The sequence below is a fragment of the Lysinibacillus sp. FN11 genome, from assembly GCF_024628845.1.
Taxonomy (GTDB): Bacteria; Bacillota; Bacilli; order Bacillales_A; family Planococcaceae; genus Lysinibacillus; species Lysinibacillus capsici.
In genome coordinates this window covers 4,018,131-4,037,037 of the sequence record NZ_CP102383.1, presented here as the reverse complement: position 1 = coordinate 4,037,037, position 18,907 = coordinate 4,018,131, and the positions used below count along the sequence as shown (strand labels likewise).

The following is an 18,907-nucleotide window of genomic DNA, read 5'->3' as shown; positions in this document are numbered from 1 at the left end:
TCCTTTTTTAATCATCTTCATAATCATGAGAAAAAGAGACGCTTGTCTTACAATAAATCTCTTTTACTTTACCTCACAGGCAAATTGTCTGTGTTTTTTTATTGAATGTAGGGAGGAAAGTGAAATGTATAGTCTATTATTCTTTTGATACGAGCTTTGATTAAAAGCTCGTATCGATACCACCGCTATCGATACGGAATGATCAATTTCGGGAGGTAGCAATATGGAAAAGGTTTGCTTTGAGTTAGAAAATGTAGTCGTTACTTATTTAGATAAAGAACTTTTAAATATTGAAAAATTAGCTGTGCATCAATTTGATCGGATAGGTATCGTTGGCAAAAATGGTGCAGGTAAAAGTACGTTGATGAAGTTACTTGCTGGCAAGCTACAACCTGTAAGTGGGAAATTGAAAAGTCATGTGCATTTCGGATATTTTGAACAGATGGAGGCACCAACGTTAATAGAGGCAGATCCACAGTTATTAGGGAAATTAGCAGTACCTACTTATTCTGAAGGGTTAAGTGGTGGAGAGCAAACAAGATTAAAGCTAGCTCAATTATTTACTTCTTATGAGGAAGCTTTGCTTATTGATGAGCCGACAACACATTTGGATCAACTCGGAATCTCCTTTTTATTAGATGAATTACGTTATTATTATGGGGCACTCGTGCTCATCAGCCATGATCGTGCTGTACTAGATGAGCTGGTTACAACGATATGGGAGGTAGATGGTGGTAAGGTAACGATTTACTCAGGCAATTACAGCGATTATGTCATGCAAAAGCAATTAGAGCAAGATCAACAAAATCAGGCTCATGACCAATATTTGAAAGAAAAGAACCGACTTGAAAAAGCTGTAGATGAAAAAATGAAAAAAGCTGAAAAAATTGCTCAGGCAGGCAATATGTCTAAAAGAGAGGCTAACGCTAAACCTAATCGTATGTTTATGACAAAGTCCAAAGGCACAAGTCAAAAAGCCGTACAGCGTGCAGCAAAAGCTATCGAACATCGGATAGGGAAGCTTCAAAAAGTAGAAGCGGTGCAGGAAGAAAGAAAAATTGTTTTTCGGCAATCAAAAGCGTTGGCATTGCATAATAAGTATCCCATTATGGCAGATCGATTCACTTTATATGCTCAAGATAAGGTGCTATTACACGAGGTCAGTTTCCAAATCCCGTTAAGTAAAAAAATTGCGCTTACGGGTAACAATGGTAGTGGTAAAAGTACATTACTAAAACATATAGCCAATAATGGTGAGGGAATAACTATTTCTCCAAAGGCTAAAATAGGTTATTTTCATCAGATGGGCTACCAGTTTGCTGATGAGGAAACAGTGCTACAATTTTTAAAGAATCGCTCTGAATATGATGAAAGTTTATTACGAAGCGTACTTCATTCCATGCAGTTTGCTGGCACTGATCTACAAAAGAAAATTACCACACTTAGTGGTGGTGAGGCCATACGTCTTCAGCTTTGTCAGCTGTTTTTAGGAAATTATAATATTCTGCTGTTGGATGAACCAACTAATTTCTTAGATATTCAAGCCCTTGAAGCCCTTGAACAATTTATAGCTGCTTATGAGGGAACAATAATCTTTGTCACACATGATAAAAATTTTATCGACAATGTAGCAGATATTCAGTTTACTGTTCATAATAAAAAGATATTTTAAGTGGAAAAGGTGTGATTCTCTTAGGAGAATCGCACCTTTTTTAGTGAATTTTTATTAGGAAGGAAGGTTAATGGAAAATTTCGGCGAAGGGTAGATAGATAATATGAAAAAGGATGATGAACGATGATAAATACGGATGTGACGACGAAACTAAAAATCAATCAACCAGCCCATAAAGTATTTGAAGCCATTATTTCCCCTACTGAAATCGGGCATTATTGGTTTTCTAGCAGTTCTGAAAGATGGGGAGAAGGTAAAAGAATTACGCTTAAATATGAGGAATATCGTGCAGAGGGTGTGATCACCGTGCTTGAAATGGAGGTGAATAGAAAAATTGTGTTTGTTTGGGGAGAAGAGCATGGTGAAGTGACGATGGTTACCATCACTTTTGAAGAATCACAAAGTGAAACAATTATTACTGTTGTAGAATCAGGGTTAAATGCACATGACCCAGAAATTGTGACAAAAATGATGGGCCAAAAAGAGGGGTGGGTCTATACATTAACATGCCTCAAAGGATATTTAGAAAATGGGGTTAGCAATTTAAGAGCTTCTCTAATTCATTAAAGAGAAGGTATGTCAACGATCGATATCATCGAGCAATTGGCAGCAAGAACTTACATTACGGCTAGCAGCAATGGAGTTAGCCATGAAAAAGCTTGATGAAGAAGGACTATTCGAGGTGAATCAAGCAAGGGATTCTGTATGCATACTTGTAGAAGTGATGCCACCAGAAGAAATTAACAGAAATAGCATTACGTTTAAATAACCAGTCGTCTACAGCATTACAGCAATGGTTGTTAGAAGCAGCTGAGTGATGGAGGAATGATTATGAAAAAGTTATATTGGATGATTGGCGGTGTTCTGGTTTGTATAGGTTTTGTATGTAGCATTATTTTTTGGAAGTTTCAAAAAGAAATCAAGAAGAACGATCCTGAATATATCGTGCAATTTATCAAGGAACATAAAGAGGATAAAAATATTTCCGTAGCCATTCAATATAATCAACAACATTGGGTGGAGCTAAACACCAAGGAACAGCTACCGTTAGCAAGTACGGTTAAAATAATCGTAGCCATCGCCTATGCGCAACAAGCAGCTGATGGCCGTATTAATCCTAAAGAGCAAGTAAATCTAAAGGAGTTAGAGGCATTTTACATTCCTAAAACAGATGGTGGCGCACATAAAGCATGGTTGGCGCAGTTAAACCTTCAGGGTGCAGATAGTGTACCTTTAAGTGAAGTAGCAAATGGCATGATTGCCTATAGCTCCAATGCAAATACGGAATATTTAATGCATGTATTAGACTTTCAAATAATTAATGATGTGCTTACACAGTTAAATGTAGAGCATCATGAACCTTTGTATCCAATTGTAAGTGCACTTTATATTCCCATTCACTTGATGGAGGAAAAAAATTTAACGAAAAAAGCAACGTTAACTGCATTGCGAAAAATGGATATGGTTGAATATCGTGAACGTGCATTGGCTATTCATGCAAATTGGATAGAACATCCTTTAACAATTGAGGAGAAAACAAAAGCTCAAAAAATGCTCAATATGGATTTTCAAAAGATATGGTCTGATCGTTTAATAAGGGCCACAACAAATGATTACATCTCTATTTTAGAAAAATTAAATGGTAAAAATTTCTTAAGTCCAGAAGTACATAAATATTTAGATCCCGTGTTGGAGCAATTGATGCAGAATCCTAGAAATCAAGCATGGTTAAAACATGCTGGTCAAAAGGGAGGATCGACTGCATTTGTGTTAACATTAGCAGCCTACGCGGAAGATAAAGATGGAAATCAAACAGAGATAGCCTTTTTCGCTAACAACTTAAATACAATGGAGCAGATTAAGCTCTCCAATAGTATGAATAGTTTTCAATTGAAATTTCTTACAGATGATAAATTTCGTAAATATTTGAAAGAGAAATTTTCCGAGTTGTGAGTTGCCCATAGATAAGGCAACTCATACTATTGGCTACGCTCATCAATCAGTTTTTCAAGAAATTCTGAGAATGAAGAGGCATATTCATAGATCATGTCATTCATTAAGTCATAGCACATAACTGGAAATTCGCCGTGTTCATCTTTAGACGATCGATCAAAGAAGTACAATTCGTCAGAGTCTGGAACAAATAAATCCAATCTATTCGGATACTGTTTACACCAATCCTCATCAGCCAAGTTAAGGCGATGTATATAGAGAATATCATGATCATTGATGTCTCTGTAAGCTGGTTGACCGATTGAGAGAATAGTTCCATCATTCAGCTGTCCATTGCCATAATTTTTTAACCACCAGCAATAGGATGGTGGTAAATCGAATCCTAACTCTGCTTCACTTCTACAATCCATTCATGTTTAACAACGTGTCCAGAAAACCATTTAATCGCAGGATTACCTGCAAGTTTTTTTGTTAATCTAGTATTCATGGTACCTACCTCCAGTCTATATATAAATATTACTCAATTAAGTCACACTACATGTGAGTACCTTCTTTCATTCAATTGCATACTATAGCGTTATCATGCATGAGAGGATTGAGATAAATGTACCACCCTTATTACGGTAATTATCAATCGTATCATTACGGTTATCAACCTGTTTATTGGGCCTATCCAAATCAGGCAGAACGAGCGCCAAGAAGTAATGTCCAGAATGATTTTGGACCAACACCATTTGTTATCGACATTGAAGAGGCTACAAAGCGCAATAATAATTATCGTACCGCATTGTGGACAGGGTCAAACTTACAAGTAACGGTGATGAGTCTTAATGTCGGAGAAGATATTGGTTTAGAAGTACACCCACATGTGGACCAATTCATTTGTATTGAGGAGGGGCATGGATTAACTCAAATGGGGCCAACTAGAGATTATTTAAACTATCAGAGACATGTCGCAGAAGATACGGCTATTATGGTACCAGCAGGAACCTGGCATAATATTACGAATACAGGGGATAAACCCCTGAAGCTTTACACGATTTATGCGCCGCCAAATCATCCATTTGGGACTGTACATGTAACAAAGGCTGATGCGCTTGCTGGAGAAGCGGGTTATGGACAGCATGACTAGGGATCATAAAAGCGTGTTTTCATACAAAACATGCTTTTTTCTTCAAATATGATAGAATGTGTTTTAATTGCAGATAATAAAGATCCTGAATGAAGGGTGATGAATGATGAAGTATTCAAAAGCAACAAATTATGCTTTACATACAATGGTGTTTTTAACACGCAATCCTAAAGGGAAATCAATGAGTGTAGAGTCTTTAGCAGAAATACAAAAATTATCTCCAACCTATCTATCGAAAATATTAACAAAGCTAGTGAAAGCAGGTTTAATTGAGTCGAATCCAGGTGTTAACGGTGGTTACCGCATTTCTAAGCGCCCCCAAGAAATATCGTTTTTAGATGTGATATATGCAATTGAAGGACAAACCTCATTATTTAGTTGTTCCTCTGAACACAACGATTCCTTCCATCATCAAGGCTGTCTCATTGAACAAGTGATGGTGGATGCTGAAAATAATATGAAAGAAGAGCTTAATAAGAAATTTATTATAGATATAGCTCATAAAATGGAATTAAAAGGATAGCATCCTGAATAGGAGCTAGGGTTTCGCCCCTAGCTCCTTATTATTTTAATTGCATGAGTGCGCCAAAATATTGCTGTGCTGTCGTGAAGCAAATAAATGCTAGTAGCTCACTAATCTCCGCTTCTGTTAAATATTCTTTTAATACAGCCGTGACATTGGGGGCGGTGTGCCCCTTAGCAGCTAAGAATGCTTCCGCAAAACCTGTGCATACTGCCGTTTTCTCATCATAGTTCTGGGGATCAGGCTTGCCTTTTGCCTGACAATACTGACAGCCATTTTTTTGAGCTAAAGTTTTTCGAACCTCTTCTTTTAATGAAGCGGATAGATGCCCGTCTTTTTCGAGTACCTCCCCCAACTGCTGCCAGTGCAGCTGAATTCCCTTGTTGTAGCCTAATAATTGTTGAAAGGGTGTTAAGCCCTTGTCATATAATTGAATAAGTGTCATCAATCATTCCTCCTTCTATTAATTAGTGTAAAATGTTCATAACGAAGTTAACATATCAATTCGAAGGGAAATATGATTGTTTTCCTTCAAAAAGAAGGGGTATTTACAAAATGGATTTCATTAACGAAATGATACTTAAAGAATTAAAAGAAGATAGTCGAATTTCTATGAGCGAACTAGGGAGAAGGGTTCACTTATCTGCACCAGCAGTTCGCGAAAGAATACGGCAATTAGAGGAACAGAAGGTCATTAAGAGGTATACATTGGCTATTAATAAAAAAGCATTGGGTTATCCAATTGACGCTATTGTTGAAGCGACAATCAAAAATAACCGCTATGCAGACTTTAAAGAACATCTGAAAGTTTATACAAATATAGACTTCTGTTATCGCATTTCAGGTGAATCATGTTTTTTATTAAAGGGGCATTTTCAATCTTTTCCTGATGTAGAGCAGTTTATTGATGCATTACAACCATATGCGCATACAAAAACTAACTTTATTTTTTCAGATATATGTGAGGACGTATAGAAGATATGTATGGAAATCAAATTATTTGAAGAAGAAATTAATGATTTAGTTCATTTATTAACGCAAAATAAATGGTTGTATCACACCAATCCATACATAAAAGAAGAGGCTGTTCGCACCGCATATGCAGAGGGATACTATCAGAACAATCGTGAAACACATTGGATACTTGAAGATGGAGAAAAAGTTGGCATTATCTTTATTCATGATATAGACGATACGATCCCCCTTTTTGATCTCCGTTTAGATGCAAATTATCGAGGCAAAGGATATGGTGTCAAAGCACTTCATTGGCTACAAGAATATCTGTTTGCCGAAAGAAAGAAAATTCGTATTGAAGGCTACACAAGAGTTGATAATATAGGAATGCGAAAATGCTTTAGTAAAGCTGGCTTTGTGAAGGAAGGGTATTGAAGAAATGCTTGGGAAAATGGCGATGGTACCGTGACAGATAGTATTGTCTATGGTGCCATTAAAGATGATTGGGTAGTAGGGAAGTCGAGACCAATAAAAATAGATGAAGTCCCATTTTAAAGTATTTGAGAGGAGTTATAGCATGGAAAAAGACGTATTAAATGCCTTAAGAAAATCATGGTCCATTCAATCAAGTTCTAAATGGAGTGTGGACAACCCTGCAAAAGGACAATGTGGCGTCACTTCATTAGTTGTGCAGGATATTCTTGGCGGAGAAATTAGGAAGACATTTCTTGAGGAAGGCTGGCACTTTTATAATATTATTAATGGAGAAAGAAAGGATTTCTCCGAGGAACAATTTCCATACCTAATCGACTACCAAGATATTGATTCAAATAGGGTAGAGGCTTTTCAAGATACTAATGATAGTCAATATCGTTATCTAAAAACACAAGTTTATCAGCTTTTAGGGAAGGCAGAGAATTAATTATCTCTGCCTTTTTAATTTTCAAAACAAAGTTGTTGACGTGTATAAAAATATCGTGTTATTATTATCTCGAATTCAAGATAAATAAATTCAAGATAAATGAATTCGAACCTTTAGCTTCGTCAGGAGGTATAATTATGGGGTTTTTTAATAAATTTTTTAATACAAAAAAAGAGGAGGAACAAACAATGGCAGAATTAAATATTGGTATTATTATTGGATCAACTCGTGAGGGGCGTGTAAGCCCTCAAGTAGCACAGTGGGTAAAGGAAATTGCAGATCAACGTGGAGATGCCAATTATACAGTGATTGATATTGCTGATTATAAATTACCATTATTAGGTGAGCCAGGACAGGATGCTTCAGGAGCACAAGGTTGGTCAGAAATTATTGCTAAACAAGATGGTTTTGTATTCATCGTACAAGAATACAATCACTCTATTACAGGGGCATTAAAAAATGCACTAGACTACTTACGTGTTGAATGGAATAACAAAGCAGCTGGAATCGTATCTTATGGTTCTGTTGGCGGTGCTCGTGCAGCAGAACATTTACGTGGGATTATGGGTGAGCTTTTAATCGCAGATGTGCGTGTTCATCCAGCACTATCATTATTCACAGATTTTGAAAATGGCACAGAATTTAAACCAAAAGAAGTACAAATAGATTCAGTAAACCAAATGTTAGATCAATTGATCCCATGGTCTAAAGCGTTGTATACAATTCGCTAAGCTTTTACAGATTGAGGTAGGTATAAATAGAGCATAGTATAGGTGAGAAATATAGTCATGAAAGGGCTTGTTAACATGAAAAAACATACAGCAGGTATACACCATATCACAGCGATCGTAGGACATCCGCAAGAGAATATTGATTTTTATGCGGGAGTATTAGGCTTACGTTTAGTAAAACAAACAGTAAACTTTGATGATCCGGGCACATATCATTTATATTTCGGTGACAAAGGTGGGAAACCAGGAACAATCATTACCTTCTTCCCTTGGGCTAATACTTATCATGGACGTATTGGTGATGGTCAGGTTGGCGTTACAACGTATGTTGTACCAGAAGGAGCACTGCCATTTTGGGTTAATCGCTTAGCGAAATACTCGATTCCTTTCCAAAAAGCTGAACGTTTTGGTGAGCAAGTCATTCAATTTGATGATCCACATGGTTTGCATATTGAAATCGTGGCACGTGCGGAAGGCGGGCTCAACGAATGGTCATTTGGTGAAGTAACACCTGAGGTTGCTATCAAAGGATTTGGTGGAGCTACATTATTCTCAAGTCACCCTGAAGAAACTGCAAAAGTTTTAACAGAAGTAATGGGTCTTGAAATGGTTGGGACAGAAGATGACTATACGCGTTTTACTTCTAGTGCAGAGATCGGCAATACAGTGGATTTAAAAACAGTTGCAGGTCAACGTGGCCAAATGGGTGTAGGAACAGTGCATCATATTGCGTGGAGAGCTCAAGATAATACAGATCATTTAGAATGGCAAGAGTATGTGATGAATCATGGACAACATGTAACAGAAGTAAAAGATCGTAATTATTTTAATGCGATTTATTTCCGTGAACCTGGTGAAATTTTATTTGAAATCGCTACAGATCCTCCTGGATTTGCTCATGACGAGACACCAGAGACTATGGGTAGCCAATTAATGTTACCACCTCAGTATGAGCAGCATCGTGAACAATTGGAAAGAACATTAATTCCTATTAATGTACGTGAACTGGATTAAAGGGAGGAAGTCGCTTTATTTCGATTAATCCTAAAAGTAATTCAGAGTGAGAAACTTGTAGAGCAGATAAATGAAACAGCTGCTCCTTGCCTGTTACAGATAGCGAACTTGTACGAATAGAATTTAATCAAGCGAAAATGTTGAGTTAATAACATTTTCGCTTTTTTTATTATCAATACCATCTAAATAATACAAATTTACTTCGCTTTTACACACAAAAGACTTTAAAGAAGCGGATGTGCTTCTTGTTCCATTTCTGCCTCCCATTTAGCCACTTCTTCACGTACACGAGGAGCAACCTCTTTACCTAGTAGTTCGATAGCTTGCATTACTTGATCATGTGGCATGGTACTTAAAGGCACGTACAGCATAAATCGTGTAATTCCTACGTGCTTGCATAGGTGAATAATTTTTTTAGCAACAGTATCTGGATCACCGACATAAAGTGCTCCTTCAAAGCTTCGTGCAGCATCATAACTAGAACGGTCATAATAGGGCCAGCCTCTTTCCTTGCCTAATTTATTCATACCAGCCATTGTTGATGGGAAAAATGTGTCCGCTGCCCATTCACTACTGGGTCCAACAAAACCTATTGAATGAGTACCTACCTGAAGTTTTGATAAATCATGACCTGCATGAAGTGCTGCCTTTTTATATAACTGAACAATCGGGGCAAATTGCATTGGGCTGCCGCCGATAATTGCTAACATTAGAGGTAAACCTAAAAGCCCAGCGCGAACTGCAGATTGTTGATTTCCTCCACTAGCTACCCAGATTGGGAGATTCTTTTGAACTGGTCTAGGATACACACCTAAATGATTGATTGCTGGTCGATGTCTCCCTTCCCAAATTACTTTCTCAGACTGCCGAATGCTAAGTAGTAAGTCTAAATGTTCCTCAAAAAGTTCATCATAATCATGTAAATCGTAGCCAAATAAGCGGAAGGATTCGATAAAGGAACCACGACCTGCCATGATCTCTGCACGTCCATTTGATAGTCCATCCAATGTGGCAAAATCCTGAAAGACACGCACAGGATCTGCCGAAGAAAGGACAGTTACAGCACTTGTGAGTCGAATGTTTTTTGTTTGAGAAGCAGCAGCAGATAGCACCATTGCTGGCGAAGATGCAGCATAGTCTGCTCGATGATGCTCACCAATGCCAAAGACATCCAATCCTACTTGATCTGCAAGAATAATTTCTTCTACTACTTCACGTAAACGCTGTGCATGACTAATTACTTCACCACTGTGAACATCTGGTTTTGTTTCTACGAAAGAAGTAATTCCTATTTCCATTTGTTATCTCTCCAAGTCTAATTTTATTTAGTAAATCGTTTGGTTATTGCCCAAAAAAGAAGAGCAACCGTACTAATAGAGGCTCCGAGTAAGCAAACCCCTCCCCAACGAAAATGTGCATACATCTGAGTTGAAGCGATTGAACCGCTAGCACTACCAATAGAATAGAACACCATATAGCCTGCGGTCAGTCGACTTCGTGCTTCTATACGTAATGGGAGAATCATCGTCTGGTTCGTGACATGTACTGCCTGTACTGCCAAGTCAAGTAACACAATGCCAATAATTAATGCCAAGAATGACTTATCTAAATAATTAATAAATATCCAGGAGATAAGTAAAAGCGTTAAAGCAATACCTGTCGTTCTTTGTCCATAGCCTTGGTCAGCAAGTTTGCCCGCTTGTGCAGCAGCTAATGCCCCTGCCACACCTACAAGACCAAAAGCGCCAATTACAGTGTGTGATAGAGCCAATGGTGGTGAACTAAGTGGTAGAACAAGGGGCGTCCACAAAATACTAAAATCAGCGAAAATTAGCATGGCTAGAATAGAGCGGATACGTAATGTTCGCTCTTGAATAAACAGCGTGAACACGGATTGAATTAGCTGAGAATAGGTGAGTGATTTTACTTCACGCCCGCCCCCTGGTAAAACTTTTATAAACATACCAACCATTAGAAGCATGAAAGCGGCGGAGGCTAGATAGACAGAACGCCACCCTGCAAGATCTGTTACTAACCCAGCAAAGGTACGAGCAAGTAGTATGCCAATGACAATGCCACTTGTAACAATGCCTACGACACGACCACGTTCTGTAGAGGAAGCCATAGTTGCAGCGAACGCAACAAGGGTTTGAGTCACGACTGCAAGTAGACCAACTAAGGCCATACCCGCAAATAGCACTACAACATAGGAGGCAGTACCGACTAGAAGCAAAGCAACAGAGGACAATAGCATTTGTCCAATAATCAAGCGGCGTTGGTTTAGTAAATCTCCAAGTGGAACTAGAAGAAGTAAGCCTAGCCCATAGAAAATTTGTGTGACAGTAATAATCAAACCAATAATTGATTGATCAATAGCAAAATCATTCGATAATTCATCTAGCAGCGGCTGAGCAAAATAAATATTGGCGACAGACATTCCGCAGGCTGTAGCGAATAATAATGTTACAGCTCGGGATATAGAAGATGATTGATTTATATGAATTGCATCATCATTTGCATTGTTCACACTGTAACCTCCCTTTCTAATTGAGTTGTAATTATAACATACCGTTCGGTACAAAATAATTATTGGTAAATATATCTTAACTACATTGGATTTGTCAATATTTATTTGGTATATATTTTCTTTTTAATTCGGTTGATGAAATGAAATTGACAATAAAAAAAGCCAGATATAAAATAATTACATACTGTTTAGTATCGTAAAAGTTTAATGATTAACTTACTATTTCTTCCTAATGGGGTGTATCTATAATGGCAAGAACTCGGGAATTTGATGAGGCAAAAGTGTTAGAGGCAGCAATGCAATTATTTTGGGAGAAGGGATATGAAGCGACTTCTTTAAGTGATCTTACTGCTAGAATGGGGATTCAGCGTCCTAGTATTTATTCAACGTTTGGGGATAAAAAGGAGCTATTTGAAGCGGCACTTCGTAGATATACGACATCTCGCGCATCCGAAATACGGACTAAACTTCAAAGCAATGCCTCTGTAAAACAGGCGTTTTCTATATTTTTTGAAGATGTGATTACTGCTGAATATACAAAAGATCTTAGTAATGGCTGTTTTTGTATCAATACAATGGTTGAATTAGCTCCACATGATGAGAAGTTTGAGATTTTGACGAGAGAGCATCAACTCTATCTATCAGTAATTTTTCAGGAGACAATTGAACGGGGAATTCAATCGGGAGAATTAGAGGCGAACACGGATGCAAAGTCTTTAGCGCAAGCATTAATTGTTGCGTTAATAGGGTTAACAGTTATGCTGAAATCGCAGCCACAACGCTCGTTTGTTGATAACGCCATTGCAACGACGCTGACATTACTTAAATAATAAGGCAATACCCCTTTAGCAGTGCTAAAGGGGTATTGAAAAAATAAGAAAAAAATGCACAAATTTAGTTTATAAAACATAGGATGAATTTATAATTCCTTACAAGCCCATGCGTCAATCTCAACCTTTAAATCTGGCGTAGCGAGTGCAACGACATACATTAATGTTGTGCATGGAAGATGTTTCCCCAAGAAGTCACTGATAATTTCCTTTCGTTGAATAGCATCCATATCCCCCACTAAATAAAAGACGAGCTTTGTAATATCTTGAACCTCCATATCGGCACTATCTAGATTTCTTTTAATATTTTCAAGTGCTATCTTCAATTGAGCTATCGCATCTTCAGGTATAGATCCATCAGTTAACATGCCGATTTGTCCAGATAATGTTAACCATCTCTGAGGTCCTGTCACCTCAATTTGATGTACATAAGGAGCAACGGGTGGATGAATGTTCTGAGGGTTTCTCGCTATTTTCATAGAATCAGTCCTTGTCTCTGTTTAATTTATATCTCTAAACAAAATAGCATAAAGTAATAGTTGATAAAAGTTCTATACAAATACCATTATAAAAGAACATACAAATTGGATATGCAGGTTTAAAGGGTTATAATAGATTTATAGAATTTTGGCTAATACGCTGGTAAAGCTTTCACAAAGGATAAGAGTATCGACTTTTTAATTTGACAAGACATACAATTCACTTCAACCCCGCCTTAGGTTTTATACAGACACTTCTAAAAGAAACATACATTTCGTCTTATTTTGAAGGTAGATGGCTATACTCATTAAATGAGAGGGAAATTTTTACATAAGAATGATGCGTATTGTTATAAATCAATTTTATAGTGTAGCCCTAGGTAGCAGAGGCAGCGAGGCCGTTTTGTAGAAGGAGTGAATAAATGAATAATTTCTTTCGGAGTAATGGATTTAAGCGTTTTATTATTCTAGTTGGGATTGCTCTTGCATTATATTTAATGCGTAGTATGATCAATCTAATTTTACTTACGTTTATTATTACTTATTTGATGAACCAGCTTACTACGAAGACAACGAAAAGCATAAGAAAATATGCGCCGATGAATGAAAAAGCTGTGACGGTAACATTATACCTTTTACTTGTTGCGGGTATTGTAGCTGTTATTTACAAATATTTACCGATTGTGACCCAGCAGATCACACAGCTTTTCGACCTCATTGCAAGTTTTAATCTCGATCCAGATGATAATGAGATTGCGAGATACTTAGCACCGACTTTTGAGAAGATAGAGCTCGGGAAATATTTAGAGCAAGGTGTGGATTTAACTCTTAAAAATATTACGAATATTGGTAAAATCATTATGCAAATATTGATTTCTCTAATTTTGAGTTTATTCATCTTGTTAGAAAAGAATCGTATTATTGAGTTTACAGCTAAGTTTAAGGATAGTAAAATTGGGCCGCTTTACGATGAGCTTCATTATTTCTCAAGAATATTCATCCGCTCATTTGGTAAAGTAATTGAAGCACAATTTATTATTGCTGCTGTTAACTGTGTGTTATCCGTCATTGCCCTTTCTATTATGGGCTTCCCACATTTGATTGCCCTTGGGATTATGCTCTTTATTTTAGGCTTAGTTCCAGTCGCAGGCGTTATCATCTCATTAATACCATTAAGTATTATCGCATATAGCATCGGTGGCTTGATGTACATCGTCTATATTTTAGTTATTGTCATGGTTTTACATGCCATTGAAGCTTACTTCTTAAATCCAAAGCTTATGTCTGCCAAAACAGATTTACCGATTTTCTATACGTTTATGGTCATTCTCTTTTCTGAGCATTTCCTGGGTGTATGGGGACTAATCATAGGTATTCCACTATTTATGTTCCTGCTTGATATTCTAGGTGTAAACTCCTCGGAAGACCCTGCGAAGAAATCGGTGAAGGTACACACTGAAAAACAAATGGAATAGTTCCAAACAAAGGAATCATCTATATACATGATGATTCCTTATTTAATGCACAAGAGGTGTTTATATTGATAAAAGGTCAACAGGTCTATTTAAGAGAAATACGTGAAGATGATAGTGATAGTATTATAAGATGTTTTCAAAATGAAGAAATCATGTATATGACAGGAACACGGAGCATTTTAACAAAGGAACAAATCAAAGAGGCGATCAAACGCTTTAAAGCAGATTCTTCTCGCTATGATTTTGCTATTTGTTTAGTTGATAATGATCAGGTAATGGGCGATTTGGCGATTATGGAAGTTGATTTAGATAATAAAAAGGCAGTGTTCCGTATAGCTTTACATAATATAGAGAATTGTGGCAGAGGTATGGGTTCAGAAGCAGTTAGGCTTGCTCAAAGATTTACATTTGAGGAGCTAAATCTGAATCGCTTAGAATTACAGGTATATTCACACAATAGTAGAGCAATTAAATCCTATGAAAAGGTCGGCTTTAAAAAAGAAGGTGTTTTGAGACAGGCCTTGTTTATGAATAATACATTTTCTGATGAAATCATTATGAGTTTGTTGCGTGATGAGTATATGAAAATTAAAAAGTAGAAATTTAACCAGCACAGATTTTTGTGTTGGTTTTTTTTCTGAATACAAGTATAATTGGTAAAAATTTCTTTGTCTGTATGAAGGGAAAAAATAGTGTTGAAAGTTAAAATGCATTCTAAATCTGATGCAGCAAAACTAATTAAGAGACCCAAAATCGTCTTTGTTGTTGTAAAACAATTATTTTTTGCAGGCATAAAGGAGAGATGGTAAATGAAAATACAATATCCTACTTTAAAAACGCCTCTTACGGTTGGCGTGACAGCACCCTCTAGTGGAGTCGAACAGCATCTTCATCTATTACTAACAGAAGCTGAAAAACAATTAATACAAAGAGGCATGAAAGTTATTATTGGAAATACTACCTGGACGCAGCTTAAAGGTAGAAGTACAACAAAAGAAAAGCGAGTATCTGAACTTATGGACTATTTATTAGATGAGCGTATAGATGTCGTCATGCCACCGTGGGGAGGCAGTTTTTTAATGGAGTTATTACCTCTAATCGATTGGGACGAATTAAAAAAAGCGGGACCCAAATGGATATTAGGGTATTCAGATATTAGTACTTTATCTTTTGTATACACAACCATGACGGGGTACGCATCCGCACATGGTGTGAATTTTACTGAATTATCTGCACCTCAATGGGATGAACTTTCTTCTAAATGGATAGACGTAATTACATGTAAGTCTGGTCATTCAATAACTCAAAGCTCTTCTCACTATTTTCAATCGAGCTGGCAGCAAGTCTATAAAAATCCTGCTACAGGATTTTATTTTGACAGTGAAACAGAGTGGAAAGTTCTAAACCAAGAGCGTAGTAATCGTATGACAGGTAGGTTGATAGGTGGCTGTTTAAATACATTGCAAATTCTTATAGGTACGCCCTTCGATTACGTTCAATCCTTTATTAATGAATATTGCTCTGAGGAAGGAACAATATGGTATTTAGAAAGTGTTGGTATGGATGCAGCAAAAATCTACCGAGCTTTGTGGCAATTAAAGTATAATGGTTGGTTTAATAAATGTAATGGTGTTCTAATCGGGCGAGCAGGACTATATGAAAATCTAGGGGACTTTACATTGATGGATGCATTACGAGATATTTTTGACGAGATGGAAATACCAGTTTTCTATGAAGTAGATATTGGACATGTGCCCCCTCAATTAATTCTAGTGAATGGAGCGGTTGGGGAAGTAATCGTAGAAGAAGGAAGAGGTACGCTAAAAATGCAATTTTCTTAGGCAAACATATTAAAAGGGGACCTTGATGAGGTCCCCTCTTATTTAAGCATGGTCAGGAGATGAAAGGGTTCTTGGATTTTTCCTAATGAACAAGTAAATAAGAAAGGTTGTAATTCCTTCTGCTACTGGGAAGGTCCACCAAATAGCCTGCGAGCCAAGTACCTTGGGTAGTATGATGAGAGTAGGGATAAATAAAATAATACTACGTAGTAACATAATTGTCGTGGCAATACGGATTTTTTCAATGGATTGAAAGAATTCTGCGAACACCATGTTGATCCCTAAAAATACATAGCCAATGGCGAAATGCACAAAGCCCTGTGCTGCCATACTACGAATTTCAAATGAGCTATCTCCGAATAACGCCATTAATTGAGAAGGGAAAAGAAGAGCTATAAGAGCTGTGGTTAATCCTAAAATAAATGCGGTAGCTAAACCGATTTTTAATAAAGCTGTTAATCTTTCTAATAATCTTGCCCCGTGGTGATAGCTAACTAACGGTTGTAGAGCCATACCGACGCCAAGGAAAATAGTCAGCAAGACAGTATGGATGTAATTGACCATTGCATAGGCAGTAACGCCATTCGCACCTAAATAATGTAAAAATGTAACGTTATACAAAATAACGATAACTGCAACGGAAGCTTCAACGATAAAGCTAGGTAAACCTATAGCAAAAATTTTTTTAAAATCTGATAGATTTAAAAATGAAGTGACAAATTTTAACTCAGATTGAGGACGGAAAAAATGAAGACATAGCACGGATGTTCCTATAATTGTAGCTATTGCTGTCGCTAAGGCACAGCCAGTCACACCATAGTCTAGTACGAAGATGAAAACATAATTTAAGACTATATTCAAAACCGACGTTGTAATTAAGCCCAACATAGCTAACTTTGGATTGCCATCATTTCGAATAAAAATACTTAAAAGATTTTCAATTGTGTAAAACACCCCAAAGAGCAAAATTACATGTAAATACTCCTGTACAAAAGGATACGTATCATCGCTTGCCCCAAATATATAAGAAATATCCTTTAGATTTAACGCGAGGAATCCAATTATCGTGATGACAACCACTAGCATTGTAGAGAACGACAGTGTAAATAGTTGATGAGCACGTTGCTTATTGCTCTCCCCAAGAGAAATGGAGAAAAGAGTAGCTCCTCCCATGCCAATCCATAGAGAAATAGAAAGCAAAATAGAGAAAATAGGAACAGCTATATTAACTCCAGCTAAAGCTGTAGGTCCCACGCCATGACTAACGAAAATGCCATCTACCAATATATTGACGGACATTAAAAGCATCCCGATCATTGCAGGGAATAAGTATGATAAAAATAATGGTTTCAGTGGCTTTGTTTCAATTGGATTAATGGTTGTCATAACCATGCACCTCCAAAACCATTACTTTTTCGCCTTTATCATCTAGCTCACCATTAAATATAAAACCGAATTGTCTATACAGCTGGATAGCTACAGCGTTATTGTCATAAACACTTAAATATATCTGAAGACAGTTGAACTTTACTGTTAAATATTGAATAAGTTGCTGTAAAAAATGTTTCCCCAAACCTTGTCCTTGGTATTGTTCTGCAATTAGATAGCGATCAAGCCATACTCGTTGACTGTAATCATCATGAGGGAATAAGCCGTACATAGCGAAGCCTATAGCGGTGTTATCTTTATACAGACCTAAAGGCGTAAAGCGTCGATCCATTTCCGCCTCTGCTAAGCATTGGTCTGTAGATTCAATAAAATGTTGCTGATTGTCAGCGATGCGTAATGCTAAAATTTCTTTCTTGTTAAAAGCTGTAATGTCACGAATCTCCGTGAACATAATGTCAAAACCTTTCTATTTTTATTTTGAATAGGTACAATCTAAAGTATATAGTAACTATATAGTCAAGGGAGGGAACTCAAAAAATGCTTAATAAAAATGTAAAGTATTTTACAACTGGTGAATTTGCTAAATTATGTAAGGTGAATAAACAGACACTTATTTATTATGATCAAATTGGTTTATTATCTCCCATCATGAAGGATAGTAAGGATTATAGATATTATTCACTTGCTCAATATGATTTTTTCGGTGTTATTGAATTATTAAAGGCAGTGGGGATGTCCTTAAAGGATATTCAGCATTATATGGCAGAGAAATCACCTGAAAATTTTTTAGAATTGATGCACCAACAAAAAGAGCATGTTGCGAAGAAACGTAGAGAACTAGAAATGATTGAGAATATTATTGACGTCAAAATCAAAATGACAGAGGAAGCACTGCATCTAAACTTTAAGGACATCACGATTGAGTATTTTCCTGAAGATACATTATATTTGAGTAAAAATATTGAGAATTCTACAGAAGAGCAGTTTGTGAAGGCTGTATCTGACTTTATTGAGGAATTGGATCGCTCTCAATTAGATACGGGGTATCCCATTGGAGGGATAACAAGAAGAGAGCAAGTGTTAGCTGGAAATTACGACAACTATAGTTATCTGTATATTGAGCAACCAAATCCAAGAGAAGGGCATCCTTATTTTAAGGCGATAGAGGGTGAATTTGTGATTGGTTATCATGTAGGCCCCTCCTCAAAGCTTGGTGAGACATACACACGGCTATTTAATGTCATGCATGAAAAGGGTTATGAGCTAGGTCAGTATGTATACGAGGAATACATTTATGATGCCGTAATGAAAAATCGAGAAGAAGAGTATGTAACCAAAATTATGATGGAAGTAAAGAAAGTAAAATAATTCATTAAGACGTAATAGAAAGGAATGAATTTAGCTGAGTCATTTATCATATACGAAGGTTTAGATGGCAGTAAAATAATAGCATTTTGTCATTCTG

General features: G+C 36.8%; 24 protein-coding genes. 16 read left to right on the top strand and 8 right to left on the bottom strand.

The features are described 5' to 3' along the window. Positions 1 to 223: 223 nt before the first annotated feature. From NP781_RS21270 to NP781_RS21255, 4 genes are all read left to right on the top strand, one after another. Positions 224 to 1,672, top strand: a complete 1,449-nt coding sequence (locus NP781_RS21270) for an Msr family ABC-F type ribosomal protection protein (protein WP_257520786.1) — start codon at positions 224 to 226, stop codon at positions 1,670 to 1,672. Between the two features lie 123 nt (positions 1,673 to 1,795). After that, a complete protein-coding gene (locus tag NP781_RS21265; RefSeq protein ID WP_009370567.1) occupies positions 1,796 to 2,239 on the top strand; it encodes an SRPBCC family protein in 444 nt (147 codons plus the stop codon). A gap of 82 nt (positions 2,240 to 2,321) precedes the next feature. Next, entirely contained in the window at positions 2,322 to 2,441 is a 120-nt protein-coding gene (locus NP781_RS21260) for a DUF4303 domain-containing protein (RefSeq protein WP_257520785.1), read from the top strand. 62 nt (positions 2,442 to 2,503) lie between these two features. Continuing rightward, positions 2,504 to 3,625: a serine hydrolase gene (locus NP781_RS21255; RefSeq protein ID WP_009370569.1), complete on the top strand. Its 1,122-nt coding sequence runs from the start codon at positions 2,504 to 2,506 to the stop codon at positions 3,623 to 3,625. A 26-nt stretch (positions 3,626 to 3,651) separates the two neighbouring features. On the opposite strand, the gene NP781_RS21250 is transcribed toward NP781_RS21255, so the two are convergent. Continuing rightward, positions 3,652 to 4,035, bottom strand: coding sequence for an SMI1/KNR4 family protein (locus NP781_RS21250; RefSeq protein WP_257520784.1), 384 nt, complete (start codon positions 4,033 to 4,035; stop codon positions 3,652 to 3,654). Then, positions 4,008 to 4,112 carry a hypothetical protein gene (locus NP781_RS21245; RefSeq protein ID WP_004231567.1) on the bottom strand — a complete coding sequence of 35 codons (105 nt, stop codon included), beginning with the start codon at positions 4,110 to 4,112 and terminating at the stop codon, positions 4,008 to 4,010. The genes NP781_RS21250 and NP781_RS21245 overlap by 28 nt, the downstream gene beginning before the upstream one ends. A gap of 117 nt (positions 4,113 to 4,229) precedes the next feature. Here NP781_RS21245 and NP781_RS21240 point away from each other — a divergent pair, with 117 nt between their 5' ends. Both NP781_RS21240 and NP781_RS21235 read left to right on the top strand, forming a co-directional pair. After that, positions 4,230 to 4,757 carry a cupin domain-containing protein gene (locus NP781_RS21240; protein WP_004231568.1) on the top strand — a complete coding sequence of 176 codons (528 nt, stop codon included), beginning with the start codon at positions 4,230 to 4,232 and terminating at the stop codon, positions 4,755 to 4,757. A gap of 103 nt (positions 4,758 to 4,860) precedes the next feature. Next, positions 4,861 to 5,280: an Rrf2 family transcriptional regulator gene (locus tag NP781_RS21235; RefSeq protein ID WP_004231570.1), complete on the top strand. Its 420-nt coding sequence runs from the start codon at positions 4,861 to 4,863 to the stop codon at positions 5,278 to 5,280. A 40-nt stretch (positions 5,281 to 5,320) separates the two neighbouring features. Here the strand turns inward: NP781_RS21235 and NP781_RS21230 are convergent, their stop codons facing one another. Then, positions 5,321 to 5,725: a carboxymuconolactone decarboxylase family protein gene (locus tag NP781_RS21230; RefSeq protein WP_257520783.1), complete on the bottom strand. Its 405-nt coding sequence runs from the start codon at positions 5,723 to 5,725 to the stop codon at positions 5,321 to 5,323. A 110-nt stretch (positions 5,726 to 5,835) separates the two neighbouring features. Here NP781_RS21230 and NP781_RS21225 point away from each other — a divergent pair, with 110 nt between their 5' ends. From NP781_RS21225 to NP781_RS21205, 5 genes are all read left to right on the top strand, one after another. Next, on the top strand, positions 5,836 to 6,255 hold the full coding sequence (locus tag NP781_RS21225; protein ID WP_257520782.1) for an Lrp/AsnC family transcriptional regulator: 420 nt from the start codon (positions 5,836 to 5,838) through the stop codon (positions 6,253 to 6,255). Between the two features lie 9 nt (positions 6,256 to 6,264). Beyond that, the gene (locus tag NP781_RS21220) at positions 6,265 to 6,669 is read left to right on the top strand and encodes a GNAT family N-acetyltransferase (RefSeq protein WP_257520781.1); all 405 of its coding nucleotides are present in this window, start codon (positions 6,265 to 6,267) and stop codon (positions 6,667 to 6,669) included. A gap of 142 nt (positions 6,670 to 6,811) precedes the next feature. Then, positions 6,812 to 7,156: a YunG family protein gene (locus NP781_RS21215; RefSeq protein WP_257520780.1), complete on the top strand. Its 345-nt coding sequence runs from the start codon at positions 6,812 to 6,814 to the stop codon at positions 7,154 to 7,156. 137 nt (positions 7,157 to 7,293) lie between these two features. Further along, a complete protein-coding gene (locus tag NP781_RS21210) occupies positions 7,294 to 7,887 on the top strand; it encodes an NADPH-dependent FMN reductase (protein ID WP_257520779.1) in 594 nt (197 codons plus the stop codon). Between the two features lie 75 nt (positions 7,888 to 7,962). Then, the gene (locus tag NP781_RS21205) at positions 7,963 to 8,901 is read left to right on the top strand and encodes a ring-cleaving dioxygenase (protein WP_257520778.1); all 939 of its coding nucleotides are present in this window, start codon (positions 7,963 to 7,965) and stop codon (positions 8,899 to 8,901) included. Between the two features lie 224 nt (positions 8,902 to 9,125). Here NP781_RS21205 and NP781_RS21200 read toward each other — a convergent pair whose 3' ends face one another. Next, positions 9,126 to 10,199 (bottom strand): LLM class flavin-dependent oxidoreductase, encoded by a 1,074-nt coding sequence (locus NP781_RS21200; protein WP_257520777.1) that lies wholly within the window; start codon positions 10,197 to 10,199, stop codon positions 9,126 to 9,128. Between the two features lie 23 nt (positions 10,200 to 10,222). After that, positions 10,223 to 11,428, bottom strand: coding sequence for an MFS transporter (locus NP781_RS21195; RefSeq protein ID WP_257520776.1), 1,206 nt, complete (start codon positions 11,426 to 11,428; stop codon positions 10,223 to 10,225). A 248-nt stretch (positions 11,429 to 11,676) separates the two neighbouring features. On the opposite strand from NP781_RS21195, the gene NP781_RS21190 reads away from it, so the two are divergent. Continuing rightward, on the top strand, positions 11,677 to 12,258 hold the full coding sequence (locus tag NP781_RS21190) for a TetR/AcrR family transcriptional regulator (RefSeq protein ID WP_221681725.1): 582 nt from the start codon (positions 11,677 to 11,679) through the stop codon (positions 12,256 to 12,258). 89 nt (positions 12,259 to 12,347) lie between these two features. Here NP781_RS21190 and NP781_RS21185 read toward each other — a convergent pair whose 3' ends face one another. Then, on the bottom strand, positions 12,348 to 12,737 hold the full coding sequence (locus tag NP781_RS21185; RefSeq protein WP_221681723.1) for a RidA family protein: 390 nt from the start codon (positions 12,735 to 12,737) through the stop codon (positions 12,348 to 12,350). 422 nt (positions 12,738 to 13,159) lie between these two features. Here NP781_RS21185 and NP781_RS21180 point away from each other — a divergent pair, with 422 nt between their 5' ends. The 3 genes from NP781_RS21180 (at position 13,160) to NP781_RS21170 (ending at position 16,053) form a co-directional block, all read left to right on the top strand. After that, on the top strand, positions 13,160 to 14,212 hold the full coding sequence (locus tag NP781_RS21180) for an AI-2E family transporter (protein ID WP_009370575.1): 1,053 nt from the start codon (positions 13,160 to 13,162) through the stop codon (positions 14,210 to 14,212). A 65-nt stretch (positions 14,213 to 14,277) separates the two neighbouring features. Further along, a complete protein-coding gene (locus NP781_RS21175; protein WP_221681721.1) occupies positions 14,278 to 14,811 on the top strand; it encodes a GNAT family N-acetyltransferase in 534 nt (177 codons plus the stop codon). Between the two features lie 210 nt (positions 14,812 to 15,021). After that, positions 15,022 to 16,053 carry a S66 family peptidase gene (locus tag NP781_RS21170; protein ID WP_257520775.1) on the top strand — a complete coding sequence of 344 codons (1,032 nt, stop codon included), beginning with the start codon at positions 15,022 to 15,024 and terminating at the stop codon, positions 16,051 to 16,053. Positions 16,054 to 16,095: 42 nt separating this feature from the next. Here NP781_RS21170 and NP781_RS21165 read toward each other — a convergent pair whose 3' ends face one another. Together NP781_RS21165 and NP781_RS21160 are read right to left on the bottom strand one after the other, a co-directional pair. Next, positions 16,096 to 17,439, bottom strand: a complete 1,344-nt coding sequence (locus NP781_RS21165) for an MATE family efflux transporter (RefSeq protein WP_257520774.1) — start codon at positions 17,437 to 17,439, stop codon at positions 16,096 to 16,098. After that, positions 17,426 to 17,893, bottom strand: a complete 468-nt coding sequence (locus NP781_RS21160; RefSeq protein ID WP_257520773.1) for a GNAT family N-acetyltransferase — start codon at positions 17,891 to 17,893, stop codon at positions 17,426 to 17,428. The genes NP781_RS21165 and NP781_RS21160 overlap by 14 nt, the downstream gene beginning before the upstream one ends. Positions 17,894 to 17,979: 86 nt before the next feature. Here NP781_RS21160 and NP781_RS21155 point away from each other — a divergent pair, with 86 nt between their 5' ends. Beyond that, complete coding sequence (locus NP781_RS21155) at positions 17,980 to 18,810, top strand: MerR family transcriptional regulator (RefSeq protein ID WP_257520772.1); 831 nt, start codon at positions 17,980 to 17,982, stop codon at positions 18,808 to 18,810. The last annotated feature ends 97 nt before the right edge of the window (positions 18,811 to 18,907 follow it).